Origin of the sequence: Larkinella arboricola (assembly GCF_003259745.1) — a bacterium.
GTDB classification, from domain to species: domain Bacteria; phylum Bacteroidota; class Bacteroidia; order Cytophagales; family Spirosomataceae; genus Larkinella; species Larkinella arboricola.
Window position 1 is genome coordinate 43,302 of sequence record NZ_QLMC01000005.1, and the last position, 21,661, is coordinate 64,962.

The 21,661-nt window shown below is 52.3% G+C and carries 21 protein-coding genes and 1 pseudogene; 18 read left to right on the forward strand and 4 right to left on the reverse strand.

All coding sequences use genetic code 11. The features are described 5' to 3' along the window. Positions 1–133: 133 nt before the first annotated feature. From LX87_RS19335 to LX87_RS19350, 4 genes are all read left to right on the forward strand, one after another. Complete coding sequence (locus LX87_RS19335) at positions 134–1,186, forward strand: sensor histidine kinase (protein WP_111629935.1); 1,053 nt, start codon at positions 134–136, stop codon at positions 1,184–1,186. After that, positions 1,161–1,970, forward strand: coding sequence for a LytR/AlgR family response regulator transcription factor (locus tag LX87_RS19340; RefSeq protein WP_111629936.1), 810 nt, complete (start codon positions 1,161–1,163; stop codon positions 1,968–1,970). The genes LX87_RS19335 and LX87_RS19340 overlap by 26 nt, the downstream gene beginning before the upstream one ends. 106 nt (positions 1,971–2,076) lie before the next feature. Continuing rightward, on the forward strand, positions 2,077–3,525 hold the full coding sequence (locus LX87_RS19345; RefSeq protein WP_111629937.1) for a S41 family peptidase: 1,449 nt from the start codon (positions 2,077–2,079) through the stop codon (positions 3,523–3,525). Between the two features lie 201 nt (positions 3,526–3,726). After that, a complete protein-coding gene (locus tag LX87_RS19350; RefSeq protein ID WP_111629938.1) occupies positions 3,727–4,491 on the forward strand; it encodes a creatininase family protein in 765 nt (254 codons plus the stop codon). Here LX87_RS19350 and LX87_RS19355 read toward each other — a convergent pair. The 3 genes and pseudogenes from LX87_RS19355 to LX87_RS19365 form a co-directional block, all read right to left on the reverse strand. Continuing rightward, positions 4,480–4,794, reverse strand: coding sequence for a nucleotidyltransferase domain-containing protein (locus LX87_RS19355; protein ID WP_111629939.1), 315 nt, complete (start codon positions 4,792–4,794; stop codon positions 4,480–4,482). The two genes, LX87_RS19350 and LX87_RS19355, sit on opposite strands and share 12 nt — an antisense overlap. A 3-nt stretch (positions 4,795–4,797) precedes the next feature. Continuing rightward, positions 4,798–5,225: pseudogene (locus LX87_RS19360) on the reverse strand (nucleotidyltransferase substrate binding protein). 99 nt (positions 5,226–5,324) lie between these two features. Further along, positions 5,325–6,680: a PQQ-dependent sugar dehydrogenase gene (locus LX87_RS19365; protein WP_111630468.1), complete on the reverse strand. Its 1,356-nt coding sequence runs from the start codon at positions 6,678–6,680 to the stop codon at positions 5,325–5,327. Between the two features lie 228 nt (positions 6,681–6,908). Here LX87_RS19365 and LX87_RS19370 point away from each other — a divergent pair, with 228 nt between their 5' ends. From LX87_RS19370 to LX87_RS19385, 4 genes are all read left to right on the forward strand, one after another. Next, entirely contained in the window at positions 6,909–8,666 is a 1,758-nt protein-coding gene (locus LX87_RS19370) for a PA14 domain-containing protein (RefSeq protein ID WP_111629940.1), read from the forward strand. 3 nt (positions 8,667–8,669) lie between these two features. Beyond that, positions 8,670–9,008: a tRNA-binding protein gene (locus LX87_RS19375; protein ID WP_111629941.1), complete on the forward strand. Its 339-nt coding sequence runs from the start codon at positions 8,670–8,672 to the stop codon at positions 9,006–9,008. Positions 9,009–9,018: 10 nt separating this feature from the next. Then, positions 9,019–11,037 carry a plastocyanin/azurin family copper-binding protein gene (locus LX87_RS19380; RefSeq protein ID WP_111629942.1) on the forward strand — a complete coding sequence of 673 codons (2,019 nt, stop codon included), beginning with the start codon at positions 9,019–9,021 and terminating at the stop codon, positions 11,035–11,037. Positions 11,038–11,434: 397 nt separating this feature from the next. Next, the gene (locus LX87_RS19385; protein WP_170139395.1) at positions 11,435–12,451 is read left to right on the forward strand and encodes a sensor histidine kinase; all 1,017 of its coding nucleotides are present in this window, start codon (positions 11,435–11,437) and stop codon (positions 12,449–12,451) included. Positions 12,452–12,542: 91 nt separating this feature from the next. Here LX87_RS19385 and LX87_RS19390 read toward each other — a convergent pair whose 3' ends face one another. Further along, positions 12,543–13,187, reverse strand: a complete 645-nt coding sequence (locus LX87_RS19390; RefSeq protein ID WP_111629944.1) for an NAD(P)-dependent oxidoreductase — start codon at positions 13,185–13,187, stop codon at positions 12,543–12,545. A 155-nt stretch (positions 13,188–13,342) separates the two neighbouring features. Between LX87_RS19390 and LX87_RS19395 the strand changes: the two genes are divergently transcribed. The 10 genes from LX87_RS19395 to LX87_RS19440 all read left to right on the forward strand — a co-directional run bounded on the left by LX87_RS19395 (position 13,343) and on the right by LX87_RS19440 (position 21,612). Then, positions 13,343–13,561 carry a hypothetical protein gene (locus LX87_RS19395; RefSeq protein ID WP_111629945.1) on the forward strand — a complete coding sequence of 73 codons (219 nt, stop codon included), beginning with the start codon at positions 13,343–13,345 and terminating at the stop codon, positions 13,559–13,561. Between the two features lie 216 nt (positions 13,562–13,777). Beyond that, the gene (locus LX87_RS28985) at positions 13,778–13,990 is read left to right on the forward strand and encodes a hypothetical protein (RefSeq protein ID WP_211325339.1); all 213 of its coding nucleotides are present in this window, start codon (positions 13,778–13,780) and stop codon (positions 13,988–13,990) included. A gap of 132 nt (positions 13,991–14,122) precedes the next feature. Beyond that, complete coding sequence (locus LX87_RS19405) at positions 14,123–14,326, forward strand: helix-hairpin-helix domain-containing protein (protein ID WP_111629947.1); 204 nt, start codon at positions 14,123–14,125, stop codon at positions 14,324–14,326. A 164-nt stretch (positions 14,327–14,490) separates the two neighbouring features. Next, positions 14,491–15,012 (forward strand): hypothetical protein, encoded by a 522-nt coding sequence (locus LX87_RS19410; RefSeq protein ID WP_111629948.1) that lies wholly within the window; start codon positions 14,491–14,493, stop codon positions 15,010–15,012. Beyond that, positions 15,009–15,296 carry a hypothetical protein gene (locus LX87_RS19415; protein ID WP_111629949.1) on the forward strand — a complete coding sequence of 96 codons (288 nt, stop codon included), beginning with the start codon at positions 15,009–15,011 and terminating at the stop codon, positions 15,294–15,296. The genes LX87_RS19410 and LX87_RS19415 overlap by 4 nt, the downstream gene beginning before the upstream one ends. Before the next feature lie 21 nt (positions 15,297–15,317). Further along, positions 15,318–16,685 (forward strand): M28 family metallopeptidase, encoded by a 1,368-nt coding sequence (locus tag LX87_RS19420; RefSeq protein WP_111629950.1) that lies wholly within the window; start codon positions 15,318–15,320, stop codon positions 16,683–16,685. Between the two features lie 201 nt (positions 16,686–16,886). Beyond that, on the forward strand, positions 16,887–17,357 hold the full coding sequence (locus tag LX87_RS19425; protein WP_111629951.1) for a hypothetical protein: 471 nt from the start codon (positions 16,887–16,889) through the stop codon (positions 17,355–17,357). Between the two features lie 387 nt (positions 17,358–17,744). Then, positions 17,745–18,947, forward strand: a complete 1,203-nt coding sequence (locus tag LX87_RS19430; protein WP_111629952.1) for a pyridoxal phosphate-dependent aminotransferase — start codon at positions 17,745–17,747, stop codon at positions 18,945–18,947. 91 nt (positions 18,948–19,038) lie between these two features. Continuing rightward, entirely contained in the window at positions 19,039–20,601 is a 1,563-nt protein-coding gene (locus LX87_RS19435; RefSeq protein ID WP_111629953.1) for a flavin monoamine oxidase family protein, read from the forward strand. 18 nt (positions 20,602–20,619) lie between these two features. Beyond that, positions 20,620–21,612, forward strand: a complete 993-nt coding sequence (locus LX87_RS19440; protein WP_111629954.1) for a Hint domain-containing protein — start codon at positions 20,620–20,622, stop codon at positions 21,610–21,612. Positions 21,613–21,661: the final 49 nt, after the last annotated feature.

A 21,661-nucleotide genomic window follows, 5' to 3' on the forward strand; every position in this document is an offset into this window, starting at 1 on the left:
GCTAACGAACCGATTTCTGCTGAGCCAGCCGTTTTCAGCAAAGAATCGATTTCTCACATTCAGGACCGCTTTTCCGACACTTCGGCCGGTCTGGGTTTCGCTTCAACGGCTTTTCCCGCATCTTTACGGAACGATGGAGAAACTGAATGACAGGTGGTTGCGAATCATTGGGATTCTGGTGGTGGCGCTGGTTGCCAACTTCGTTTTTTACCAGCCCGACAACGGCCCCGAAGACATTAGCTGGTTTAACGCTCTGCTTATCAGTTTGATCGAGTGGACGGTTTTGCTGGAAGTCAACCGGCAGGGGATTCTGCTCGCCCGGCGGCATTTCCCCCGACTCAACCAGACCCGCAACCGGATTCTGCTGGAACTGAGCTGGTTTGTGGTGGCAACCGTCCTTCAACGGGTAACGGTAACGTACCTCTACGACGTGACGCAGTTCTGGGGCTATCCGCTGCCGGGCGGTACGTACTGGGTGACGACGCTGGTTTCGTTTCTGTTTACGCTGCCCATTGCGGCCATTTACGAGGGCCAGCACCTCTACCGGCAGTGGTGGGCTACGTACTACGAAGCCGAGCAGCTCAAAAAGGAGAACCTGCAAAGCCAGCTCGATTCGCTCAAAGCGCAGATCAACCCGCACTTTTTGTTTAACAGCCTGAGTACGTTGTCGTCGCTGGTATCGGAAGACGCCAGACAGGCCGAACGGTTTATTGAAGAACTGGCGTCGGTATACCGGTATGTGCTGCAAACCAACGAACAACCCCTGACGACGCTCGACAACGAGTTGCAGTTTATCCGGGCCTATTTCAACCTGCTGCAAATGCGGTTTGGGCGTAGCGTCGAACTGGAAGTTGAAACCGACGAACGGCTGAACGGTTTTCTGTTGCCTCCGCTGACCCTGCAACTGCTGGTTGAGAATGCCGTCAAACACAACGTGGCCCTGCCTAACCGGCCCCTGATCGTCCGGATTTATACCGACGAAGTCAATAATCTGTTTGTGGTCAACACCTTACGGAAAAAGCAAAATGCCGTGCCTTCCAACCGCACCGGCCTCACCAACATTACGACCAAATACCGGCTGTTAAAACAACCCGACGTGGTGGTGCGGCAAACGTCGGATTGTTTTCAGGTCATGATTCCCTTGATTGAAGCTACCGCGTATGAATATTCTGCTCATAGAGGATGAAGAAGCCACCGCCCGCCGACTCCGGCGGATGGTGCAGGAAGTAGAGCCAACCGCCCGGATTGTCGGCATGACCGTTAGTGTGGATGAGTCGGTAGAATGGCTGCAAACCCACCCCAGGCCCGACCTGATTCTGATGGATATTGAACTGGCCGACGGGCAGAGCTTCGAGATTTTTAACCGGGTAACGGTGACCAGTCCGGTTGTTTTTACCACGGCCTACGACGAATACGCCATCAAAGCGTTTCGGGTCAACAGCATCGACTACCTGCTCAAACCCGTTAAGGAAGACGATTTGCGGAATGCCCTGACGAAGTTGCAGTGCCTGAAAGAATCCTTGCTCGAACACCCCGACAGCCTGAAAACGTCGCTCACCAACCTGCTGCGGCAGATGGCGGCAACAGCTTCGCCCGAATCCAGTGCGCAGCCGGTTCAAACCGCATCGACGTACCGCGACCGGTTTCTGATCAGGCAGGGCCAGCGGCTTTTTTCGGTGGACGTGGCCGAGGTAGCCTATGTGTTTACCCGCAACAAGCTGACGTTTTTGAAAACCCGTGACGGCCACGAATGGATGATCGATTATTCGATGGATGAGGTTTCGACGATGCTCGATCCCCAGCGGTTTTTCCGGCTCAACCGCCAGATCATTGCCGAACTCCGGGCTATCGACAAAGTAAACCTCTATTTCAACGGGAAGCTGAAAATTGGTTTGCGACCCATTTTTGACGAAGAAGTTATTGTCAGCCGCGAAAAAGCCGGAGAATTCAAGGTTTGGTTAGGGGAGTGAAATCCGACGCTTCGGCTATAAAACCGGACAGTTCGGTGGGCGTTTGGTTTGGGCAGCGGTTATTTTGGCGGAGTTTTGTGCTGTTGAACAACTAACAGCAAATGCTATGAAAATCAAGCTATTGTTTCTCTCGCTGCTTCTGATCGGTGGGTTGCGGGTAAAGGCCCAGACTCTGACGCCGGAGCAATTACAGGCCGATTTCACCCGCTTCCGGACGGCGCTGGCCGAAGTCCATCCCGAAATGTATCGCTACACGCCGAAGCCGGTTTTCGATTCGCTTTTTGCTGCTACCCAGGCCCGGCTAAACCGCCCGATGACGCAGCAGGAGTTTTACGTGACGATGGTGCCGCTGCTGGTGGCGCTGAAAGACGGGCACATCAAATGGATTCCTGCGGGGCAGGACGAACACTATCCGTTTTCGACCAGCAAGCTGTTTCCGCTGAAAGTATATGTCGTGGAAAACCGGGTCTGGGTTGTGGGCAACTGCGGTTCTGAAACCGTTCCGAAGGGGGCGGAGTTGCTCCGGATTAACGGAAAGCCGGTCAGCGAAGTGATCCAGCAGTTACTCCCGAACATGACGTTTGCCGACGGCCATACCGTCAACGGAAAATACGAGGATCTGAATCATTTTTTTGCGGGCTATTATGCCACGTTCATCGGCGCCCCGGATGCCTACGAAGTTCAGTATCGTTCTGGAAATGAAGAAAAAATGATTGCGCTGGCCCCGGTCACGCTGGATCAGATAAAGGCTTACGATGAAAAACAAAAACCCGCTGCGCAAAAACCGTTTCGGCTAACGTTTACAGACGATTTTAAAGCCGCCACCATGACCATCGAACGGTTTTGGGACGATAAAAAAGAACAGGATTACGCCAAGTTCCTGAAACAATCGTTCCGCGAACTGCGGGAAAAACGGGTGGAAAGTCTGGTGCTCGATCTGCGAAACAACGAGGGCGGGGAAGAAAAATACGGGGTGTTGCTGTACCAGTATCTGGCCCGGAAACCGTTTCGGTATTACGAGTACATCAGCGTTCGTCAGAAGAAAAATTACTCGTTTCCGGTCTGGTCGCCCAAACTTTACCAGAAATTCAAGTGGCTCGTTGTCCGGAAGCGGGGCGATGGCTACGTGTTTACCAAACAGGCCGGGTTGAAGCGGCAAAAACCGAAGCGTGACGCTTTTCAGGGGAATCTGGCGGTGCTGGTTAACGGTCTTAGCTTCTCGGTTACAACGGAATTTTCCGCCCGGGTCCATGCCGATCAGCGGGCAACTTTTATCGGCCAGGAAACCGGTGGGGGCTACGTGGGCGACAACAGCGGTATTTTTGCCATTACGCAGTTGCCCCATTCCAAAATCGATCTCGGCATTGGGATGTTCGGTTTTCACATGGCTAACCTGCCCGCTACGCTCAAACCGGGTCAGGGCATCCTTCCCGATCATGTGGTAGTGCCCACCGTCGAAGATGTCCTGACGGGCAACGACCGGGCGATGCAGAAGGCCCTCCAACTCATTCAAACCGGTTCGGCAGCCGGAAAAAGTAGCATCACAACCCGATAAATAACAAATACAGGAACCCGCAGCGGCTTTCATAATAAAGTCACACTGTGCAATAATTTTTCAATCATGGCGCTACTCCCAGGTTTTGGGCAAAATTTATCAGGAAAAAGCGTTATTTCGCAGAGTTTATCAGAAGAAACCTCCGCTAAACTCCTTCTGACTCTGCTTATCTCTGCGAAATAACGCTTTTGAAACTCAAACATGCGCCCTTACATCCTTGCCGAAGCCAACTGGAAACACATCCACGACCAACCTATTGATCTGGCGATTCTGCCCTGGGGAGCTACCGAAGCGCACAATTACCATCTGCCCTATGCCACGGACGTGATCGAAGCTGATGCCATTGCGGCAGAGTCGGCGCGGCTGGCCTGGGAGCAGGGCGCGAAAGTGATGGTGCTGCCGACGATTCCGTTTGGGGTCAACACCGGCCAGACGGATATTCTGCTGGATATTAACCTGTATCCGAGTACGCAGAAGGCCATTCTGAACGATATTATTGAGGTGCTGAACCGTCAGGGAATCCGCAAGCTGCTGATTCTGAATAGCCACGGTGGGAATGATTTTAAAACCATGCTGCGCGAACTGGGCGTTCGGTATCCTGACATGTTTCTGACCACCTGCTCCTGGTTTCAGACGCTGGACAAAACAACCTATTTCGAGGAGCCCAAAGGCGACCACGCCGACGAAATGGAAACTAGTCTGTTGCTCCACCTGCGTCCGCATTTGGTGTTGCCGCTGGACGAAGCGGGTGATGGAGCCGCCAAAAAGTGGAAGGTTCAGGGCCTGCGGGAAGGCTGGGCGTGGGCCGAACGCAAATGGTCAAAGGTAACGGCAGATACAGGTATTGGCAATCCGAAAGCCGCTACGGCCGAGAGAGGCAAACGGTATTTCGAGGATGTGACGCAGAAACTAAGCGGTCTGCTGGTTGAACTGGCGAATCTGGATGTGAACGACTTATACGAATAACGGTTTAGACAGAAGGACTTTACCGGTTCGGTCAATCTGCTCAAGAAGAGCCGGTTCTCTGATTCGATCATACAGAACCAGATCGAAGCGGATCGGGAGCCACAGTTCGTCCAGCGCAATGGATAGGTTCAGGAGATCATCAAAATGTAATCCCGAACCCTTGAGCGCAATATCCATGTCAGAGCCCGGGCGGTGCGTGTTTTTGGCCCTTGAACCAAACAGAATAGCCTGTTCGAGACGCGGATGGCGCGCCAGTATTTCTGTGATGGCCTTTACTTGCTCATCGCTCAATCCGTATGGCATCGGCTAGTCAGACTTAAAAAGGGAACCTTGTTGGCTGTTTTGCTCCTCCTCCAAACGGTGGGACAGGCCATTTAGCAAGACAACGTATTCATTCTTAACGGCGTTGGCAATTTCGTCGGCAGTTTCTTCATTGTAAGTATGGCTGGTCAGATTACGGCTTTTATGCATTCTGACCCAGGCGAAACCGTCGATATAACCGTCCTGAAAGGCCTGCTCAATAACGGGCTTCGGACCTGCAATGTCGATGTAGCTTTGTTCCGCAGGAAATCCTGTAGGGTCTTCCAGGCCAGTTCGTAGGTGTATTCAAACGCTTTAATCAGCCCTTGTTCTTCCAATTCATTCAATTCACCTTTGTCAATGAATTTGTTGAGTTGAGCCAGGACCCTTTTATAACTACCAAAACGTTGTTCCCACCGAATTTCCTGATTCATAACCCAAATCTACTGAATTTTTGAAGTCCAGAATAATTCAGCCACGGACCGGAGCGGTTTCCCGTTAGCCCGTGGCTGATTCTTACGACCCGAGGCCCCTTATTTCTTAGCCGTGTACATCACCCGCCAGACCCTGCCTTTTACCGAGTCGGTAATGTAAAGCGAGCCATCCGGTCCCTGCGCCAAACCCATCGGGCGGTGTTTGGCATCGCCGGGGCTGGTCAGGTCAAGTTTTCCGGCGTTGACATCCGTGCCGGGTTTGCCCTGCTCATCGACGCCCGCAAAGTTTTCCGCAAATACTTCATACCTGCCCGACGGTTTTCCGTCTTTACCGAATGGCACGAAAGCCACAAAATAGCCGCCCTGTTTCATCGGGGCGCGGTTCCAGGAGCCATGAAAGCAGATGAACGCACCGTTTTTGTATTTGGCCGGGAACTGATTGCCGGTGTAAAACAACACGTCATTCGGTGCCCAGTGGCCCGGAAACGCCATAATCGGTTTTTCTTTTCCGGCGCACCGGTCGATTTTAGTACCGTCACCGCCGTATTCGGGAGCCAGGACTTTCTTGTTTTGTTCGTGGTCGTTGTAGCAGTAGGGCCAGCCGAAATCCGCGCCTTTTTTCACCATCAGAAACTCCTCCGACGGCAGTTCGGCGCTCACCTCATTGGTAAACTTGCCGCCCCAGTTGTTGAGGTTGTCGCGCCCGTGTTGTAGGGCATACAGCGTATTATTGGCGGTGTTCCAGTCGATGGCCACGGCGTTGCGGATACCGGTTGCGTAACGGGTTCCGTCGCTTTGTTTCTGGTTCAGTTTGTTGGCGTCAAACTCCCAGATACCGCCGTATTGTTCCAGAATGGGGCAGGGGTCCTGGCCTTTTGAGCCGGGTTGTCGGTCTTTTTCCTGACAGGCATTCGACGGCGCGCCGAACGTCACATACAGTTTGCCGTTGGGCGAGAAGGCGAGCGGTTTGGACGCGTGTTGCCGTTGCAGCGTCAGACCCACCACAATCGGCTCCGGTTTGGTTTCCGGGTCAACCGTGCCGTTGGTCATTTTATAGCGGTAAACCGAGGTGTCGGACGATGCGTACAGATAGCCGTTGTAAATCGCCATGCCGGTCCCGGCGTAATTGCCGAACGTGACGGTTTTGTCGGCCTTGCCGTCGCCGTTGGTATCCTGTAATTCGACGATGCCTTTGCCGTCCTTCAATTTGTTGAGTTTAACAAAAACCGTCCCGGCTTCATCCACGGCAATGTGCCGGGCAGTGCCTAAGCCGTCGGCCACCGTCAGGGCACCAAAACCGGTTGTGAGTTTCAAACCGCCGTTGTCGGGGTCGGGTGCCGGGACAACGACCGGTTTGGCGGGAGAGTCGCCGGAGGAGAACGGACCGGCTATACTCGTGTAAACCGCATATAGAACTGCCAGGGTAACTTCGGCCAGCACGAACTTCCTGGTCATGGGAAAGGACGGTTTTTTCATAAGATGAAGGGATTTTTAGCCGCTGTAATTTTACTAAAATATAAAATCGGAATACATTATTTTTGTAATTCTGATCCGTTATAAACTCGAAAGACTCAGGTTTGCTTACCGGCGAAAAAAAATGTTACTTTCACTTTTTACAAAGTAAGTGATCAGTCCATCCGACTTGCAACGAATTGCTTTAAACACAGAAACTTTACTTATTTGATGAATCCCATTCTACGATGGTTCAGCCGGGGAACCGCCTGTCTGCTTATGGCGGGCACGTTGCCGGTTTGGGCCCAGTCTGTTGACGAATCCTTAACGCCTTTACCCACCGACCGGCTGCCTTCTTTGCCGTCTAACTGGAAACCGGCCGCTACGGTTCTGGTAAACCCCCTGAAAGCCGATAGTAAAACAAAAAACGGGAGTGGTGTCCTGGTCGGTACGCCCGGACAGCCGGTTACGTTATTGACCAACGCCAGCGACGTGCGGCTGGTTATGGATGTGATGCTAACGCCGGGTGCTGAAGCTACGTTGTCACTCGGTTCGACCCATATCCGTCTGGCCGATAACTGGGGCAATGCCACTATTAACACCAGCACGTTCGGGGCGGTTGAGGGCGCTACGCTGCTGCCGTTGCAGAATGCCGGGAAAGCGCCCGGCCTGTGGCAACCCCTGGAAGTACAGCTTCAGAGCGGGGGCAAAGGTCCGGCCACGCTGGAAAAAATGACGCTCAACGGCATTACGCTGTACGAAAACCTGGTGCTGCCCCGAACAACCAGCGGTACGAGCGGGACCATTTCGCTAAACGTCAAAAAAGGAACCGTAGCCGTTCGGAACGTGGGCTATCAGCTGATTTCTGACCGGCAGGTGGCCAAGCTGACCAACATCCGGTACAAATTATACGAAAACAGAACCGAGACGGTTTCGGAAGCCGAACTGGCCAACCTGAAACTGGTCAAGGAAGACACGGTATCGGCACTGACCTACGAGGTGTCGTTCGGACAGCCGCGCTGGCACGGTATTCTGTATACCGGCGATCTGGTGGTTGAAAAAACCGGCCCCTATACCGTGGCGCTGCAACAGGGCGGCTGGGCGGCTCTGCACATCGACGGCAAGGAAGTCCTGGCCAATACGCGGCTCGATCTGGGGTATATGAATACCGCCAAAATCAACCTGACGGCGGGTAAGCATTCTTTCAAGCTGTTTTTTGGACGGTCCTGGCCCCGGCCGGGTCTGGGCTTCTTTATCTCGGCGCCCGACACCAAATTTCAGGCGCTGCACCCGCGGGCGTCGCTGCCGGAACCCGATCCCGTTGGCGAGATTGCGGTGGAACCGACCACCAAACCGTCGGTTATCCGGTCGTTTGTCAATTTTGGCCCAAAGAAGAAAACCCATTGTATTTCGGTGGGCAGCCCGACGGGTCTGAACTATACCGTCGATCTGAATCAGGGTGCCTTGTTGCAGGTCTGGCGCGGGCCGTTTGCCGACGTAACCGAAATGTGGTACGAACGCGGAGAGCCCCAACTGCTCAAACCACTGGGGACGCTGGCGGTTCTGTCGGCCCAGAATCCGCTGGCACTGCTGGCAAACGCTACGCAGTTCTGGCCCGATAGTCTGTCCGGAAATGAGTTGAATTACAAAGGGTTGACAATGGATAAGCAAGGGTATCCGACGATGCAGTACCGGCTGCGGGACCTGGACATAACGGATGCCGTAATGCCCAATACCGACGGCAAATCATTTACGCGGACGCTGACGCTGAAAGGCCCGGAGAATGAATCGCTCTACTGCCGTCTGGCGTCGGGGGCGTCGCTGGAAGAAGTGGCCAAAGGACTGTATTCTGTCGATGGCAAGTATTTCATCCAGATCGAATCGAAAGCCAAACCGAGTGTGCGCACCAATTCCGGCAAGCAGGAGCTGGTGATGCCGGTCAACGTAAAAGGCGGATCAACGACGGTTCAGTATTCCATTTTGTGGTAAGACATGGAAAATACGATTTCATGGGCTGACTTCGAAAAGGTGGAAATTTTAACCGGTACGGTCATTGCGGTGGATGCGTTTCCGGAAGCCCGCAAACCCGCTTACAAACTGACCATCGATTTCGGTCCGAAAGGCATTAAACAGTCCTCGGCCCAATTGACCCGGTTGTATCAGCCCGACGATTTGCTGGGAATGCAGATCGTGTCGGTGGTTAATTTTCCGCCGAAGCAAATTGCGACGTTCAAAAGTGAGTGTCTGGTGCTGGGCGCCATTGGTACCGATGGCGAAGTGACCCTGCTGCAAACCGAACGCAAAACCGAAAATGGCTCCCGAATTGCCTAGTTCTAAAAACATGAAACATAAACTCTCATTTCTCTTTTTCTCCCTCTTCTTTTCCGCTGCTGCGCTGGCTCAGCGTCCGTTGACGGAAGATGATTATTACCGGCTGATTACCGTTCCGGTTCCCGAAGGTGTTCAGCTCGAAGTGGGCGGTATGGCCGTGCTGCCCGATGGTCGGCTGGGTGTTTCGACGCGCCGGGGCGAAGTCTGGCTCATCAGCAACCCGTACATGAAAGGCAGCCGCCAGCCGCAGTACAAGCGGTTTGCCTACGGTCTGCACGAACCCCTCGGGCTGGCCTATCACAAAGGTGCCTTCTGGGCGACGCAGCGGGGCGAACTGACCAAGATGATCGATACCGACGGCGACGATGAAGCCAACGAGTACCAGTCCATCGCCAAATGGCCGTTGTCGGGCAATTACCACGAATACTCGTACGGACCGCTGTTTATGCCGGATGGTGATATGCTGATTACCCTCAATCTCGGCTGGATTGGTCATGGAGCCAGTCTGGCTAAATGGCGGGGCTGGATGCTGAAAGTCAACGAAAAAGGCGAACTGAAACCGTATGCTACGGGTTTGCGGTCGCCTTCGAGTTACCGTCAATTACGCGACGGCAGCATTTTTTACACCGAAAACCAGGGCGACTGGGTTGGTTCGGGCCGGATGACCCACCTCGAACTTGGCGATTTTGCCGGTAATCCAGAAGGGTTGAAATGGACCTCGGAGCCGGATTCTCCCCTCAAGCTAAAGATGGAAGACGTGCCGAGCACCGGAAAGCCCATGCACGACATGGTGAAATCCGTCCCGAATCTGAAAGAACCCGCCATCTGGTTTCCGCACACCATTCTGGGTATTTCGACCTCCGACATTCTGGAAGATACCACCGCCAACCGGTTTGGGCCGTTCGACGGGCAGTTGTTCGTGGGCGACCAGGGCCACAGCAAAATCATGCGGGTGTTTCTGGAAAAAGTGGAAGGCAAGTATCAGGGAGCGGTTTTTGCGTTCCGGTCGGGCTTTCAATCCGGTATTTTGCGCATGGCCTGGGGCCTGGACGGTTCCATGTTTGTCGGGCAAACCAGTCGGGGCTGGTCGGCCACCGGTAAAGATCCCTTTGGCGTTCAGCGGCTGGTCTGGACGGGCCTGACCCCGTTTGAAATGAAAGCCATTCGCTCGATGCCGGACGGCTTTGAAGTGGAATTTACCCAGCCCGTTGACAAGAAAACCGCCGGAGATCTGGCGTCGTACAGCCTGAACAGCTTTACGTACAAGTACCACAAAATCTACGGTAGCCCCGTTGAGGATGCCCGGACCGTGCCGATTCGGGGTGTTGTCGTAGCTGACAATGGCTTGAAGGTACGGATTGTCGCTGATACGACGCTGCGCGAAGGCTACGTTCACGAATTAAAAGCCGAGGGTGTTAAATCCACGACCGGGCTGGCGCTGCTGCACAATACGGGTTATTACACGCTGAACCACATTGCGCCGGGCACGAAGCTGACCCTTGCGGCTCCGGCCAAACACAACCACGGCGATGGGGCAATGGCGTCTAATGCCAGCGGAGTAGGGGCCACCGTTGGAAAAGGCAAGGCAATTGGTGGAAAACCGCAAACGTCGGCTGTGAAACGCGTTACGGAACAACCCGCCGACTGGACCAACGGCCCCGATCAGGTGGTTACGATTGGTACCGTGCCGGGCCTGAAATTTGATAAAGCGCAGGTGGAAGTGAAAGCCGGAAGCCGTGTAAAATGGGTGTTCAACAACAACGACGACATGCTGCACAACTGCGTGATTGTGAAGCCCTCCACCGCCAATGCCGTCGGTGATGCGGCTCTGAAGCTAAACCTGAACGGGTCCAAAATGCAGTATGTGCCGGTGACACCAAATGTGCTGTACCACACCAACCTGATGCAGCCTGAAAGCTCGGAGTCCATCTATTTTGTAGCGCCTACTACACCGGGTGATTATCAATTCGTTTGTACGTTCCCGGGGCATCATACGTTGATGCAGGGCATTATGAAGGTCGTTAAGTAAATATAATTTCATATATTCATACAAGTAGGTGATTATTGTAATACTTTAATCACCTATTTTTATAAATGCTCTTGCCAGACAAGGTGGGAGCATGATTGTTGCTGTAGCACATTACGTGGAAAAAAATCGGTTTAGTTCTTTTCAAAAAACCTTTGCTTACCTGGTTGGTGAGCCTGGAGAAACTACGCTTGAAGGTCGCATATTCAATGCAACCTGCCTGATCATTATTCTGGTTACACTCTATAATATTCCGTTTAATTATTACATTGGATTAAAGGAGGCTTCCGTTATTTCGGCTCTGTTATTTCTCGTTTTTTCGGGCCTCTATTATTTGTGCCGGGTTAAAAATAAATTCCATATCAGCGTAATCATTGCCGGAGTTTTATCCAGTCTGTTATTGGCAATCAATTACTTTTTTAACGCGGGCGTAGTCGGATCATCGATGCTCCTGTTTATGCTGACCTTTTTTGTGGTAGCCATTATTGCCCCGATCCGTCAATCTACCTTCTGGTTGTATTTTAATATCCTGATTGTTCTAGGGCTTTTATTCACAGAATATCGCTATCCACAGACTATTATTTCGGGTTATGCAAGTCGTTTAAACTACATCATTGATGTAGCGTCAACGTATGTGGTCGGTATTATTCTGATTCATCTGGCGATCCGGTTTTCCCGAAAAGCCTATGAGGCCGAAAAACAGCAGGTAGAAGAGAAGTCGGTGATACTCGAACGGCTGAACGCGGAAAAAAACAAGCTTTTTTCGATCGTTTCGCACGATTTACGGTCACCGTTGGCTTCGATCCAGCAGTATCTGGAGCTTATTCGCGAAACGGATCTGGATGAAGAACTGCGCAAGCAAATCAAATCAGAACTGCTTGATGTAGTCAATCATACGCAGGAAATGCTTTCCAATTTATTGTTGTGGTCAACGTCGCAGATGAACGGTTTAACCGTAAATCGTACGCAGGTTCATGTCGCTTCTATTCTGATACCGATTGCTGAAATCTATAAACCGTTTGCCGCTAAAAAAGGACTCCAGATGGAGGTCTCAGCTGATCCGGATTTAAATGTGCTTGCCGACAGTAATATGCTTCACCTGATTGTCCGGAACCTGCTGGGAAATGCTCTTAAATTTACGCCGTCCGGCGGTTTTGTAATGCTGAAAGCCGTGGCGTCCGGAACTGATTGTATCATCTCCGTACAGGATAATGGAACGGGAATTAACCCGGACGATCAGGAAACCTTATTTTCTTTGAAATCGCGGGTTACGTTCGGAACCAATAACGAAAAAGGGGTTGGGCTGGGACTCTTCCTGTGCAAGGAATACGCCGAAGCGCAACAGGGAAAACTCTGGTTCGAAAGTGAACTAAATACCGGGACGACCTTCTATGTGGCACTGCCGCTTGCTGCCTGAACAGGATGTCGCGTTTATCCTGACGACACCGTAGCCTTCGTGGTGTCGTCAGGACAAGAAGAGTCAGTTTTTTGCCGAGTAGCAGCCCTTATCAGTACCCCAGCGTAAACCGCTGGCGGATGAACTGTGAATTTTCCAGTTCGTCTAGCAAGGCAACGGCCAGATCACCGACCGAAATTTTACTGTCGCCGTTCGCGTCGAACACCGGCTGTTCGGTACCCAGACGGAATTTTCCGGTCCGTTCACCCGGTTCCAGCAGAATGGCGGGGCTCAGAAATGTCCAGTCCAGCTCCGTTTCCTTCCGCAGAATGGTCAGGTAGTCGCGGGCGGCCAGCGCACCGGCTTTCCACGCTTCCGGAAACTGGGGCGTATCGACCAGTTGGACACCCGGCGCTATTTCCAGGCTTCCGGCTCCGCCCACCACCAGCAGCCGTTTGACGCCCGCCTTTCTGGTGCCACTCTGAATGGCCTGTAAACCCACCAGCGAATCGTTGTAAATGTTGGGGTTATCCCAGCCCGGATTGTAGGCGCTCACTACCGCATCATGGCCCGCCACCAGCGACGCCACTTCGTCTTCCTGCTGCGCGTCACCCCGTAGAACCGTTAACCGGTCGTTCTCTACGGTAACTTTCTCCGGATGGCGTACAATGGCCGTTACTTCATGGCCACGGTTCAGCGCTTCGGTCAATAAACTCGAACCTACATAACCGGAGGCCCCAATCAGTGCAATTTTCATGGTTATACGTGCTTTACATCTTTTTGCGGAAAAATACCGTCCCGATCAAAAGGCGGCCCGGGTTCCGGCTTCTGGCGCTCGGGAAAATAATCCCGCAAAAATTCGGATTGAAAAAAGGTTTTTTTATTTTTAATTAACTTGAAAGGTAGGGCCATATGACTAAAGAACAATTTTTGGCGTTAGGAATTGACGACACGTCGGGCTTTGTTATTATTTACCTCAAAACGGGTCCGAGGCCCCTGCTGATGGCTCAGTTACGGGCTCCGGTGCTGGAGTCTGATCCACCCCGGCTGCTGTTCTCCTACTTCGCCAGTGAAAAAGCCCCGACGGGTATTGTACCGTCTCATACTAGCCGGGGCAATGGCTTGATTTGAGTATTGACCTGGAAAAGGTCCACTCCATTCAGATATTGCCACCCGGTCCGCAGGAATAACCGCTATGGAAGAAAGCCAATCGCCAGTTCAGGATTTCGGCCAAAGGGGCGGATCAATCGGATATGGACCGTTGCCTTATTCATCCCGGCACGTTGCCTGATTGACTGGTTACTACCGTATCGTTCACTGTGAACGGACCTGGCAGCATAACCAGGTATGGTGTCATTAAGTTGCTTTGGTGAGATGAAAGATATTCTGAAAGCGGTTATTCCAGTCTCTATTGCGGTTATACTGTATACCTATTTTGCAGAAGGGGGCCGCATCGATCAAGGAACCTGGCCTTGGGTAATCCTGCTGATTATCACCATCAGTATCGTCGTATATGCCGTTATTCGTTTAAACCGGCGCAAGAAGTTTCCGAAGCCGTAGTGCACAGGATGGCGGTAATTTCAGTATGCCGGAAAAGACGCAAACGACCGGCTAAGTTGACGCAGTTGCCCCGCATTGGGCTGGTCACCAGAGCATACTTTTGTTGGAAATCAATAGAAGTATGCTCTGATTATGAAAAGCCATCCGTTCAATCGATTAGGAAAGCCTGCCCAGCGCGCATTGGCCAATGCCGGAATTGAGAGCCTGAAACAACTTTCAGAAGTAACGGAGAAAGAATTCATGCAGCTTCACGGAGTTGGGAAACAGGCTCTGCAAATCATCAAAGCCGAAATGCTTGAAAAGAACCTGGCCTTTGCGCCCGAGAGAGTCCGCTAGATTGAGAAAAGCCGTCTTGTGGGCAATTCAGGCGGGCTGATATCGCCCAGCAGGTTACGTAAAAAATAACCACACGGAAAGGCCGTTCTGATCTAAAGACTGTCTTTTTTTCGCGCCTTTTTCCTATAATCGGGCCGAATACCAAAAAAGTCAGTTAATTTAGTATGCGCACGATTTGTTCGATCCTGTTTTGTGTTTGTTTCTGGAACGTTTCCTGGGCTCAACGCTCCGGCGATTCTACCCTTTATCGGCCCGGTGCTGCGGTTCCGGCCCATTTAATGCCCATCGAACGGTCGTACGGCGCTTATTTTTACGGGGGCAAGCGGCTACGGTCGCCCCATTCGATGGAAATACCGTTCAATGAGTTGAATAACCCGACGGTCAACCGGCATTTTCGGACTTTCCGGACGCTGGCGACGGTTGGACAGGCCGTGGCGGTGGTGCCCTTAATTTATGTACTGACCCGCCCCCGGACTACTTCCACCCGTTCGGGCGAATACTGGACGGTTTATTTTGGCTCAATCGGAATCACGCTGGGCCTGAGCCTGATCGGTAATGGACAGGTCAAAAAAGCGGTTAACGAGTACAACCGGACGCTGGCCAATGCCCGGTTTGGGTTTTCGGCGCAACCGGTAAACGGAACGACACAAACAGCTCTGGGCCTAAGTTTAACGAAACGATTATGAACGGGTTGGAACCACAGGAAGAGGAGATGGGTGCGCCTTTCCGGATGTTGTTTTCGGAAGAGGAAACCCAGGGATTCTATCGACCCGTGGTTGAACTGCCCACGCACCGGATTGCCTACTGGTCGATCGGTGCATCCGTTCTGCTGGCTCTGACCCTGATCTTTTCGGTCCGCTCGCAGCCAAAGCAACCCAAGCCGGTTTTGCGTTCGGGCAAAACGTTACTTTTACCTCCGGCCAGTCAAAAAACAACCGGTACGCTGCATGCTCATCAGCCAGGCCGTTAATTCACTACTTCACTTTCCCGAATGAAAAACGTTTTTCTCCCGATTGTCCTTGTTTTCATTTCAATGGCCGCCCGGTCTCAGACAACTATTGTCCGCGACCCGGTTATTGCCCAGATGGTTGGAGAAATATCGGCGGATAGCCTGCGATCGCACGTCACCAATCTCGTCAGCTTCGGAACCCGGCACACGCTCAGCAACCCGAACGATCCGAAACGGGGGCTGGCTGCTGCTCAGAAATGGGTTCTGCGCAAGTTTCAGCAGTATGCCAGACAGTCGGGCGGACGGCTGACGGCCCAAATCGATTCCTGGACGCTGCAACCCGACGGCAAACGCGTTGATCAGGTGACGCCGATGGGCAACGTGATGGCGACGCTCAAGGGCACTGACCCCAACGACGACCGTATTTTTCTGGTGAGCGGCCACATCGACAGCCGCGTCACCGACGTGATGAACCGCACCGCCGACGCGCCGGGTGCCAACGACGACGGTTCGGGAACGGCCGCCGTGATTGAACTTTGCCGGGTGATGAGCAAGGTGCCGTTTCCGGCCACCATCATTTTTGTGGCGGTGAGCGGGGAGGAGCAGGGCCTGCTGGGGGCCAATCACCTGGCGCAACGGGCCAAAGACGGAAAATGGAACCTGGAAGCCCTACTGAACAACGACATCATCGGCTCCAACAACAGCCCCGATACCAAAATTACCGACAACACGCGCGTCCGGGTGTTCAGCGAAGGATTACCGGGTTATCAAACCGATTCGGTAGCGGCCAATATTCGGCAGTACGGTCTGGAAAACGACGGTAAATCGCGGCAACTGGCCCGGTATACCAAGGAAGTGGGCGAACGGTATGTCGATCAGCTGGAGGTGGTGATGGTATACCGCAACGACCGGTATTTACGCGGGGGCGACCATACGCCGTTTGTAACGCGCGGATTTCCGGCGGTTCGGATTACGGAAATGAACGAGAACTTTGCCCACCAGCACCAGGACCTGCGTACGCAGGACGGTGTGGAATACGGTGATTATGTGAAGTTTATGGATTTTGATTACCTCCGGAAAAATACCGCTATGAACCTGGCTGTGCTGGCGAATCTGGCCAAAGCGCCCGCCATGCCGCAGAACGTAACCGTAGAAGCCCGCAGCCTGACCAATGCGACAACCCTGTTCTGGCAAGCCCCCAAAGCTGGGGCGTCGGCTGGCCGAAAAATCAAAGGGTATTACGTGTTGATGCGCGAAACGCACTGGCCGTTCTGGCAGAAAAAGTTTTTTACGGATAAGCTCGGCCTGACGCTGCCGTATTCCAAAGACAATTATTTCTTCGCCGTACAGGCCGTAAGCGAAGAAGGGAATGAAAGTTTGCCGGTGATACCGCGCCCCGGTTTACGGTAAAATGCTTGAACTACTGACGGTATTTTTGGGGAATTTAGTTCCTGACGCAACAATTTGGCGGTTTATCCCGTATGGTAAAAGAGAAAATTCGGGCTTTAGCGCTGGAAGTTGACAACCTGCTGGTTTTTTTCGTAGCTTACGTTTCCAACGGTCATCTCATCCGATCACACTAAAACTTAATACCTAACAAAAACTAAGATTATGAAGCGTTTACTTTATCTAATTTGTGTAGTGGTCTTTGCTGCTGGCCTGGTTTCGTGTAATAAAGACAATGATGATCCAACTCCAGATCCGGTGGTAGGAACCTGGTCTAGTGATAGAGTACGGATTGGTGGACTACCAGCTCCTTATTCCAGTGAAAATGGTAGAGAGCTGGATGCTTTGACTCAGTTTGGGATCAATACTAGTTTTGTAATTAAAAGTGACAAAACATTTACTGAAACAGATCGTTCCGGTGGAATAGTTGATGATTTTGATGGAACTTGGGAATTTTCGGGTACTGAGTTGACGAAAAAATATAGCGATGGAGATGAAGTAAGCTTAACTTATGATGCAGCTAAAAACCAGTTGCTAAGTGAGACTTTTGCCGTACAGGATTCATTAACTAATCCCACTACTTCAAAGCTTGAGCTAGTTTCTTATACTTTGCAGCTTGTCTATAAGAAACAATAGTTGACTTGCTAGATTTTACCAACCTCCGGTGCATCGGCCACTGGAGGTTTTTTATTGTCTTGCAGTTTGAAGCACCGGTTATTTCGCGGAGTTTAGCAGAGATAATTAGAGGTTAGCGGAGAAACTCTACTTAACTCCGAGAAACAACGTTACATAGCGAAGTGCAGTTTTATTTTAAAGATACTTTTCGGCAAATCATGAAAATTTCCAGAAACCAAGTTCGCTTTTAAACCTACTTTTTGAAATAATGCATCAAAGAATATAAATCTACTTTTATTTATAATAGCTTTTGGAAATTTTGCTTATTTTTGAAATAACGGAATTGAATTTGGTGTTATTCGGAAATAATAAAATACAGTCGTAGTTTAGTACAAAACTTACGGACCTATGAAAATCTCTATTACCCGAAGAAATTGGTTACGCACGGGCGCTCTACTAACCGCCGGTCTAACCGTAAACCGGTCTTCGTTTGGGCGGGCTACACATGGTTCCGATGCCTGGAATCCGGTGGCCGCCAATGCACTTCATGAACAAACGCTAATCAACGAATTCGCCCGCCTGGGCGAACCCATGCCCCAGATCAAGGCCCGGATTGCGTTCAACGAGAATCCGCACGGCCTGTCTCCCAAAGCCCGGGAAGCCATCGTGAAAGCGATTGAAGTCGGAAACCGCTATTCCATGTTCGAGGGTCAGGAGTTGAAAAAGCTGATTGCCGACCGTGAAGGCGTCAAGCCCGAAAACATCATGCTTTCGGCCGGGTCGTCGGAACTGCTGACGGCGATGGCGGTGTACTTCACCGGGAGCGCCGTCAAAGGCGGGGGCGGTACGGTATTGACCAGCCAGTTTACCTACGACGACTTTCTGGGTTGCGCTAAAAAATTCGGTACTAAAGTCGAAGCCGTTCCGCTGACCAAAGAATACCGGTATGATCTGGCGGCCATGAAAGCGAAAATTACGCCGGATACCAAACTGGTGTACATCTGTAACCCCAACAATCCCACTGGCACGGTTATTCCGGCGGCCGAGTTGGTGGCCTTCAGCAGGGAAGTATCCCCGAAACTGCCGGTTTTCATCGACGAAGCCTACATTGATTTTCTGAAACCGGAAGACCGCCCGGCCCTGCCCAAACTGGTGGCCGAAGGACATAACCTGTTTCTGACCCGTACATTCTCTAAAATTCACGGTTTTGCCGGTTTGCGGCTGGGCTACGCCATTGGTCCCGAGAAGTTTCTGAAGGACTTGCAGAACTATTCGCGGGGCGAATGGAATCCGAGCGTAACCACCCTGCGGGCCGGAATTGCCAGCTACCAGGACCTGGAATGGCAGAACTTCTGCCGCACCGAGAATGACAAAGCGCGCGAGCTACTCTATAAAGGGCTGAGAGACAAAGGGTACGAATACGTGCCTTCGTTTGCCAACTTCGTGCTGTTTCCGATCCGGATGAAACCCAAGACCTTTGAAAAGGAAATGTTCAGCAACGGTATTCTGACCTCTACCCGCGAATACAACGCCCAGCCTTACTGCCGCGTCAGCATCGGCACAATGGACGAAATGGGCCTCTTCATGGACGCATTCAGGAAAATAGTTTAAAAGGAGCAGAATGATGAGTGAACGGACGGTTTCAACCGGATCGCGTTTACAAACTCTTAATTCATCACTCTTAACTCTTAACTGATTAAGAATGACCCGACGTAATTTTATTGAATCCACCGGAGCCACTTACGCGACTCTGCTAGCCTGGGGCTTGCTAAAACCGGCACCCGCCGAAGCCTTTGATTTGCCCGCCAACGGTCTGAAAGACGGAAAAGCCCGCAAAGTGGTGATTCTGGGCGCGGGGCTGGCCGGTCTGACTACAGCCTATGAACTCGGAAAACTGGGGTACGACTGCACCGTGCTCGAAGCCCGCAGCCGGTCAGGAGGCCGCGTCTGGACGGTTCGCGGAGGGACAAAGGAAACCGAAGTGGGTGGTCCGGAGCAGGTCTGCAAATTTGTTGACGGTCAGTATTTTAACGGCGGAGCGGCCCGCATTCCGCACAACCACCAACTGACACTGTACTACTGCCGCGAACTGGGCGTTCCGCTCGAAGTGTTCAACGGCGGAAACGAGTCGGCCTGGCTCTACAACGACGGCGGTACGGGGGCGTTGGCCAACAAACGGATGCGCGTTCGTGAATACCATAGCGACCTGCGGGGCTACACCAGCGAATTGCTGGCAAAAGCACTGGATCAATCCTCGCTCGACCAGCAGTTGACCAAAGAAGACGTTGAGAAACTGATTGATTTTCTGAAGAATGAGGGCGATCTGAATACCGGTAAGCTCTACAAAGGAACCAACCGCCGGGGTTATAAAAATCCGCCCGGCGCGGGGGCGATTCCGGGTGATCTGACCGATCCGTACGGTTTAACGGACTATTTGCGGTCGGGCTACATGCAGCCGGTTTTTTACAACAACGGCGATTACACGTTCGAACAACACGCTACGCTGCTGCAACCCGTTGGCGGGATGGACGCCATTCCGAAGGCGTTGGAAAAAAAGCTCGCTGGCAAAATCCAGTTCAACGCACCCGTGAAGGAACTGCGCAAAACCGAAAACGGCGTGCGGGTGGTTTACCAGAAAGACGGCAAACCTACCGAACTGACGGCGGAGTTCTGCGTCTGTACGTTACCGTTGCCGGTTCTGAAAAAAATTGAATCCGATCTGTCGCCGATGGTGAAACGGTCGGCGGATTTCATCCCGTACATGAAAACGGGTAAAATTGGTCTGCAATTCAAACGGCGGTTTTGGGAGGAAGATGATTCGATCTACGGCGGTATTTCGCGCACGAACATGGACATCAACCAGATCTGGTACCCTTCTTTCGGATTGCTGGGGCAGAAAGGCGTCCTGATTGGCTACTACAATTTCTACAGCCGGGCCGAAGCCGTGGGCGATATGAGCCTGGCCGGTCGCGAAAAACTGGCTCTGGAGCAGGGCTATAAGATTCACCCGCAATATCCGCAGGAATTTGAGAACTCGTTTTCCTTGGCCTGGCAGAAAATCCCGTACAACGAAGGCGGCTGGGCGGTTTACGACGATACCGTCCGCCGGAAATATTACCCGGCCCTGCTCGAACCAGATGGCAATATCTACTTTGCCGGTGAACACACAACCTACCTGACGGCCTGGATGGCTGGTGCATTTACCTCCGCCCGGCGGGTGGTCGATGCGCTGCACGCACGCGTTGGCGAATACACGAAAAAGTAATGATTATACCTTCTATCCATGAAAACTAACCTGTTTCGTACGTGTCTTCTTGTCTGTTGTCTGACTGTGGTGCAACTGGTTTCCCAACGGGTTTGGGCCCAGACTGCCACGGCGAGTATGTCGCTGGACCAACTGAAAGCCATCAAGGCCATCAAAGTGGGCAATCTGGAAAAAGATACCTACTTCAAATCCGGTGATTACATTCTGGATCGCTACGAGGAACGCCCGGCCTATGTCTTTAACTACAGCGACGGTATTCCCCGCAAAATCTACCTCTACAAAGTATTTACGGCTGCCGACACCAAAGAACTCGGTCTGCTGGCGATCTACGAAAACGGTAAAACCAAAGAAACCAAGCCGTTCGTGATTCCCGGAGCCAGCGCCGACCGCAAAGCGTGGGATGCCTACATCGACGATCTGAAGTACGTGGGCGAAAAAGAAGCCGGTCTGATGTCGGCGCTCGGGTTTGTACTTTCGCGCGAAATGGCCCTGCTGATGGGGGGCGGCTCGAAGGAAGAGGGCGGTGAAAAGAAGAAGGAAGAATACAACTTCTGCTTTCCCGCCGATGCCGTGGTGACATTAGCGAATCGCCAAACCAAAGCTATTCAGGACGTAAAAGCCGGTGAGGAAGTGATGGCTTACGATGCCAGAACCCGTCTGCTCGTTCCGACGCGGGTGCAGGAAGTAACCTTTCACGAAAAGCCCAATCTGGCTATTGCGGGCGTTTGGGTCGTACCGGTTCAGGAGGTTTCGGCCAGCGTTTCCCTGACCAAGCCCGTGCTGCTGGAAGCCACCGCCAACCACCCCGTTCAAACCGCAGCCGGGGCGAAAAAATTGGGTGATCTGCGCAACGGCGACGTGCTGTACCGCTTCGAGGGAGCCACGCAGTCGGTGTCGGCCTGGAAAGTAGCCGCCGTACAGTCAACCATCCGGACGGTGGAGAAAGTCTACAACCTGACAACGGAAAAAGGCAGTTACCTGATCAACGATGTGGTCGTTCTGGATAAATAAACGGTTTTTATAAACCAGATGGGCTAGGGGCGAAATCAGTTTCGCCCCT

Coding starts and splice junctions, on each gene's coding strand:
- LX87_RS19340 (WP_111629936.1), top strand. CDS start 1,161: ATGAATATTCTGCTCATAGAGGATGAAGAAGCCACCGCCCGCCGACTC.
- LX87_RS28985 (WP_211325339.1), top strand. CDS start 13,778: ATGGTGTCATTAAGTTGCTTTGGTGAGATGAAAGATATTCTGAAAGCG.
- LX87_RS19420 (WP_111629950.1), top strand. CDS start 15,318: ATGAAAAACGTTTTTCTCCCGATTGTCCTTGTTTTCATTTCAATGGCC.
- LX87_RS19430 (WP_111629952.1), top strand. CDS start 17,745: ATGAAAATCTCTATTACCCGAAGAAATTGGTTACGCACGGGCGCTCTA.
- LX87_RS19345 (WP_111629937.1), top strand. CDS start 2,077: ATGAAAATCAAGCTATTGTTTCTCTCGCTGCTTCTGATCGGTGGGTTG.
- LX87_RS19415 (WP_111629949.1), top strand. CDS start 15,009: ATGAACGGGTTGGAACCACAGGAAGAGGAGATGGGTGCGCCTTTCCGG.
- LX87_RS19435 (WP_111629953.1), top strand. CDS start 19,039: ATGACCCGACGTAATTTTATTGAATCCACCGGAGCCACTTACGCGACT.
- LX87_RS19410 (WP_111629948.1), top strand. CDS start 14,491: ATGCGCACGATTTGTTCGATCCTGTTTTGTGTTTGTTTCTGGAACGTT.
- LX87_RS19390 (WP_111629944.1), bottom strand. CDS start 13,187: ATGAAAATTGCACTGATTGGGGCCTCCGGTTATGTAGGTTCGAGTTTA.
- LX87_RS19375 (WP_111629941.1), top strand. CDS start 8,670: ATGGAAAATACGATTTCATGGGCTGACTTCGAAAAGGTGGAAATTTTA.
- LX87_RS19355 (WP_111629939.1), bottom strand. CDS start 4,794: ATGCCATACGGATTGAGCGATGAGCAAGTAAAGGCCATCACAGAAATA.
- LX87_RS19370 (WP_111629940.1), top strand. CDS start 6,909: ATGAATCCCATTCTACGATGGTTCAGCCGGGGAACCGCCTGTCTGCTT.
- LX87_RS19350 (WP_111629938.1), top strand. CDS start 3,727: ATGCGCCCTTACATCCTTGCCGAAGCCAACTGGAAACACATCCACGAC.
- LX87_RS19440 (WP_111629954.1), top strand. CDS start 20,620: ATGAAAACTAACCTGTTTCGTACGTGTCTTCTTGTCTGTTGTCTGACT.
- LX87_RS19395 (WP_111629945.1), top strand. CDS start 13,343: ATGACTAAAGAACAATTTTTGGCGTTAGGAATTGACGACACGTCGGGC.
- LX87_RS19380 (WP_111629942.1), top strand. CDS start 9,019: ATGAAACATAAACTCTCATTTCTCTTTTTCTCCCTCTTCTTTTCCGCT.
- LX87_RS19365 (WP_111630468.1), bottom strand. CDS start 6,680: ATGACCAGGAAGTTCGTGCTGGCCGAAGTTACCCTGGCAGTTCTATAT.
- LX87_RS19335 (WP_111629935.1), top strand. CDS start 134: ATGGAGAAACTGAATGACAGGTGGTTGCGAATCATTGGGATTCTGGTG.
- LX87_RS19405 (WP_111629947.1), top strand. CDS start 14,123: ATGAAAAGCCATCCGTTCAATCGATTAGGAAAGCCTGCCCAGCGCGCA.
- LX87_RS19425 (WP_111629951.1), top strand. CDS start 16,887: ATGAAGCGTTTACTTTATCTAATTTGTGTAGTGGTCTTTGCTGCTGGC.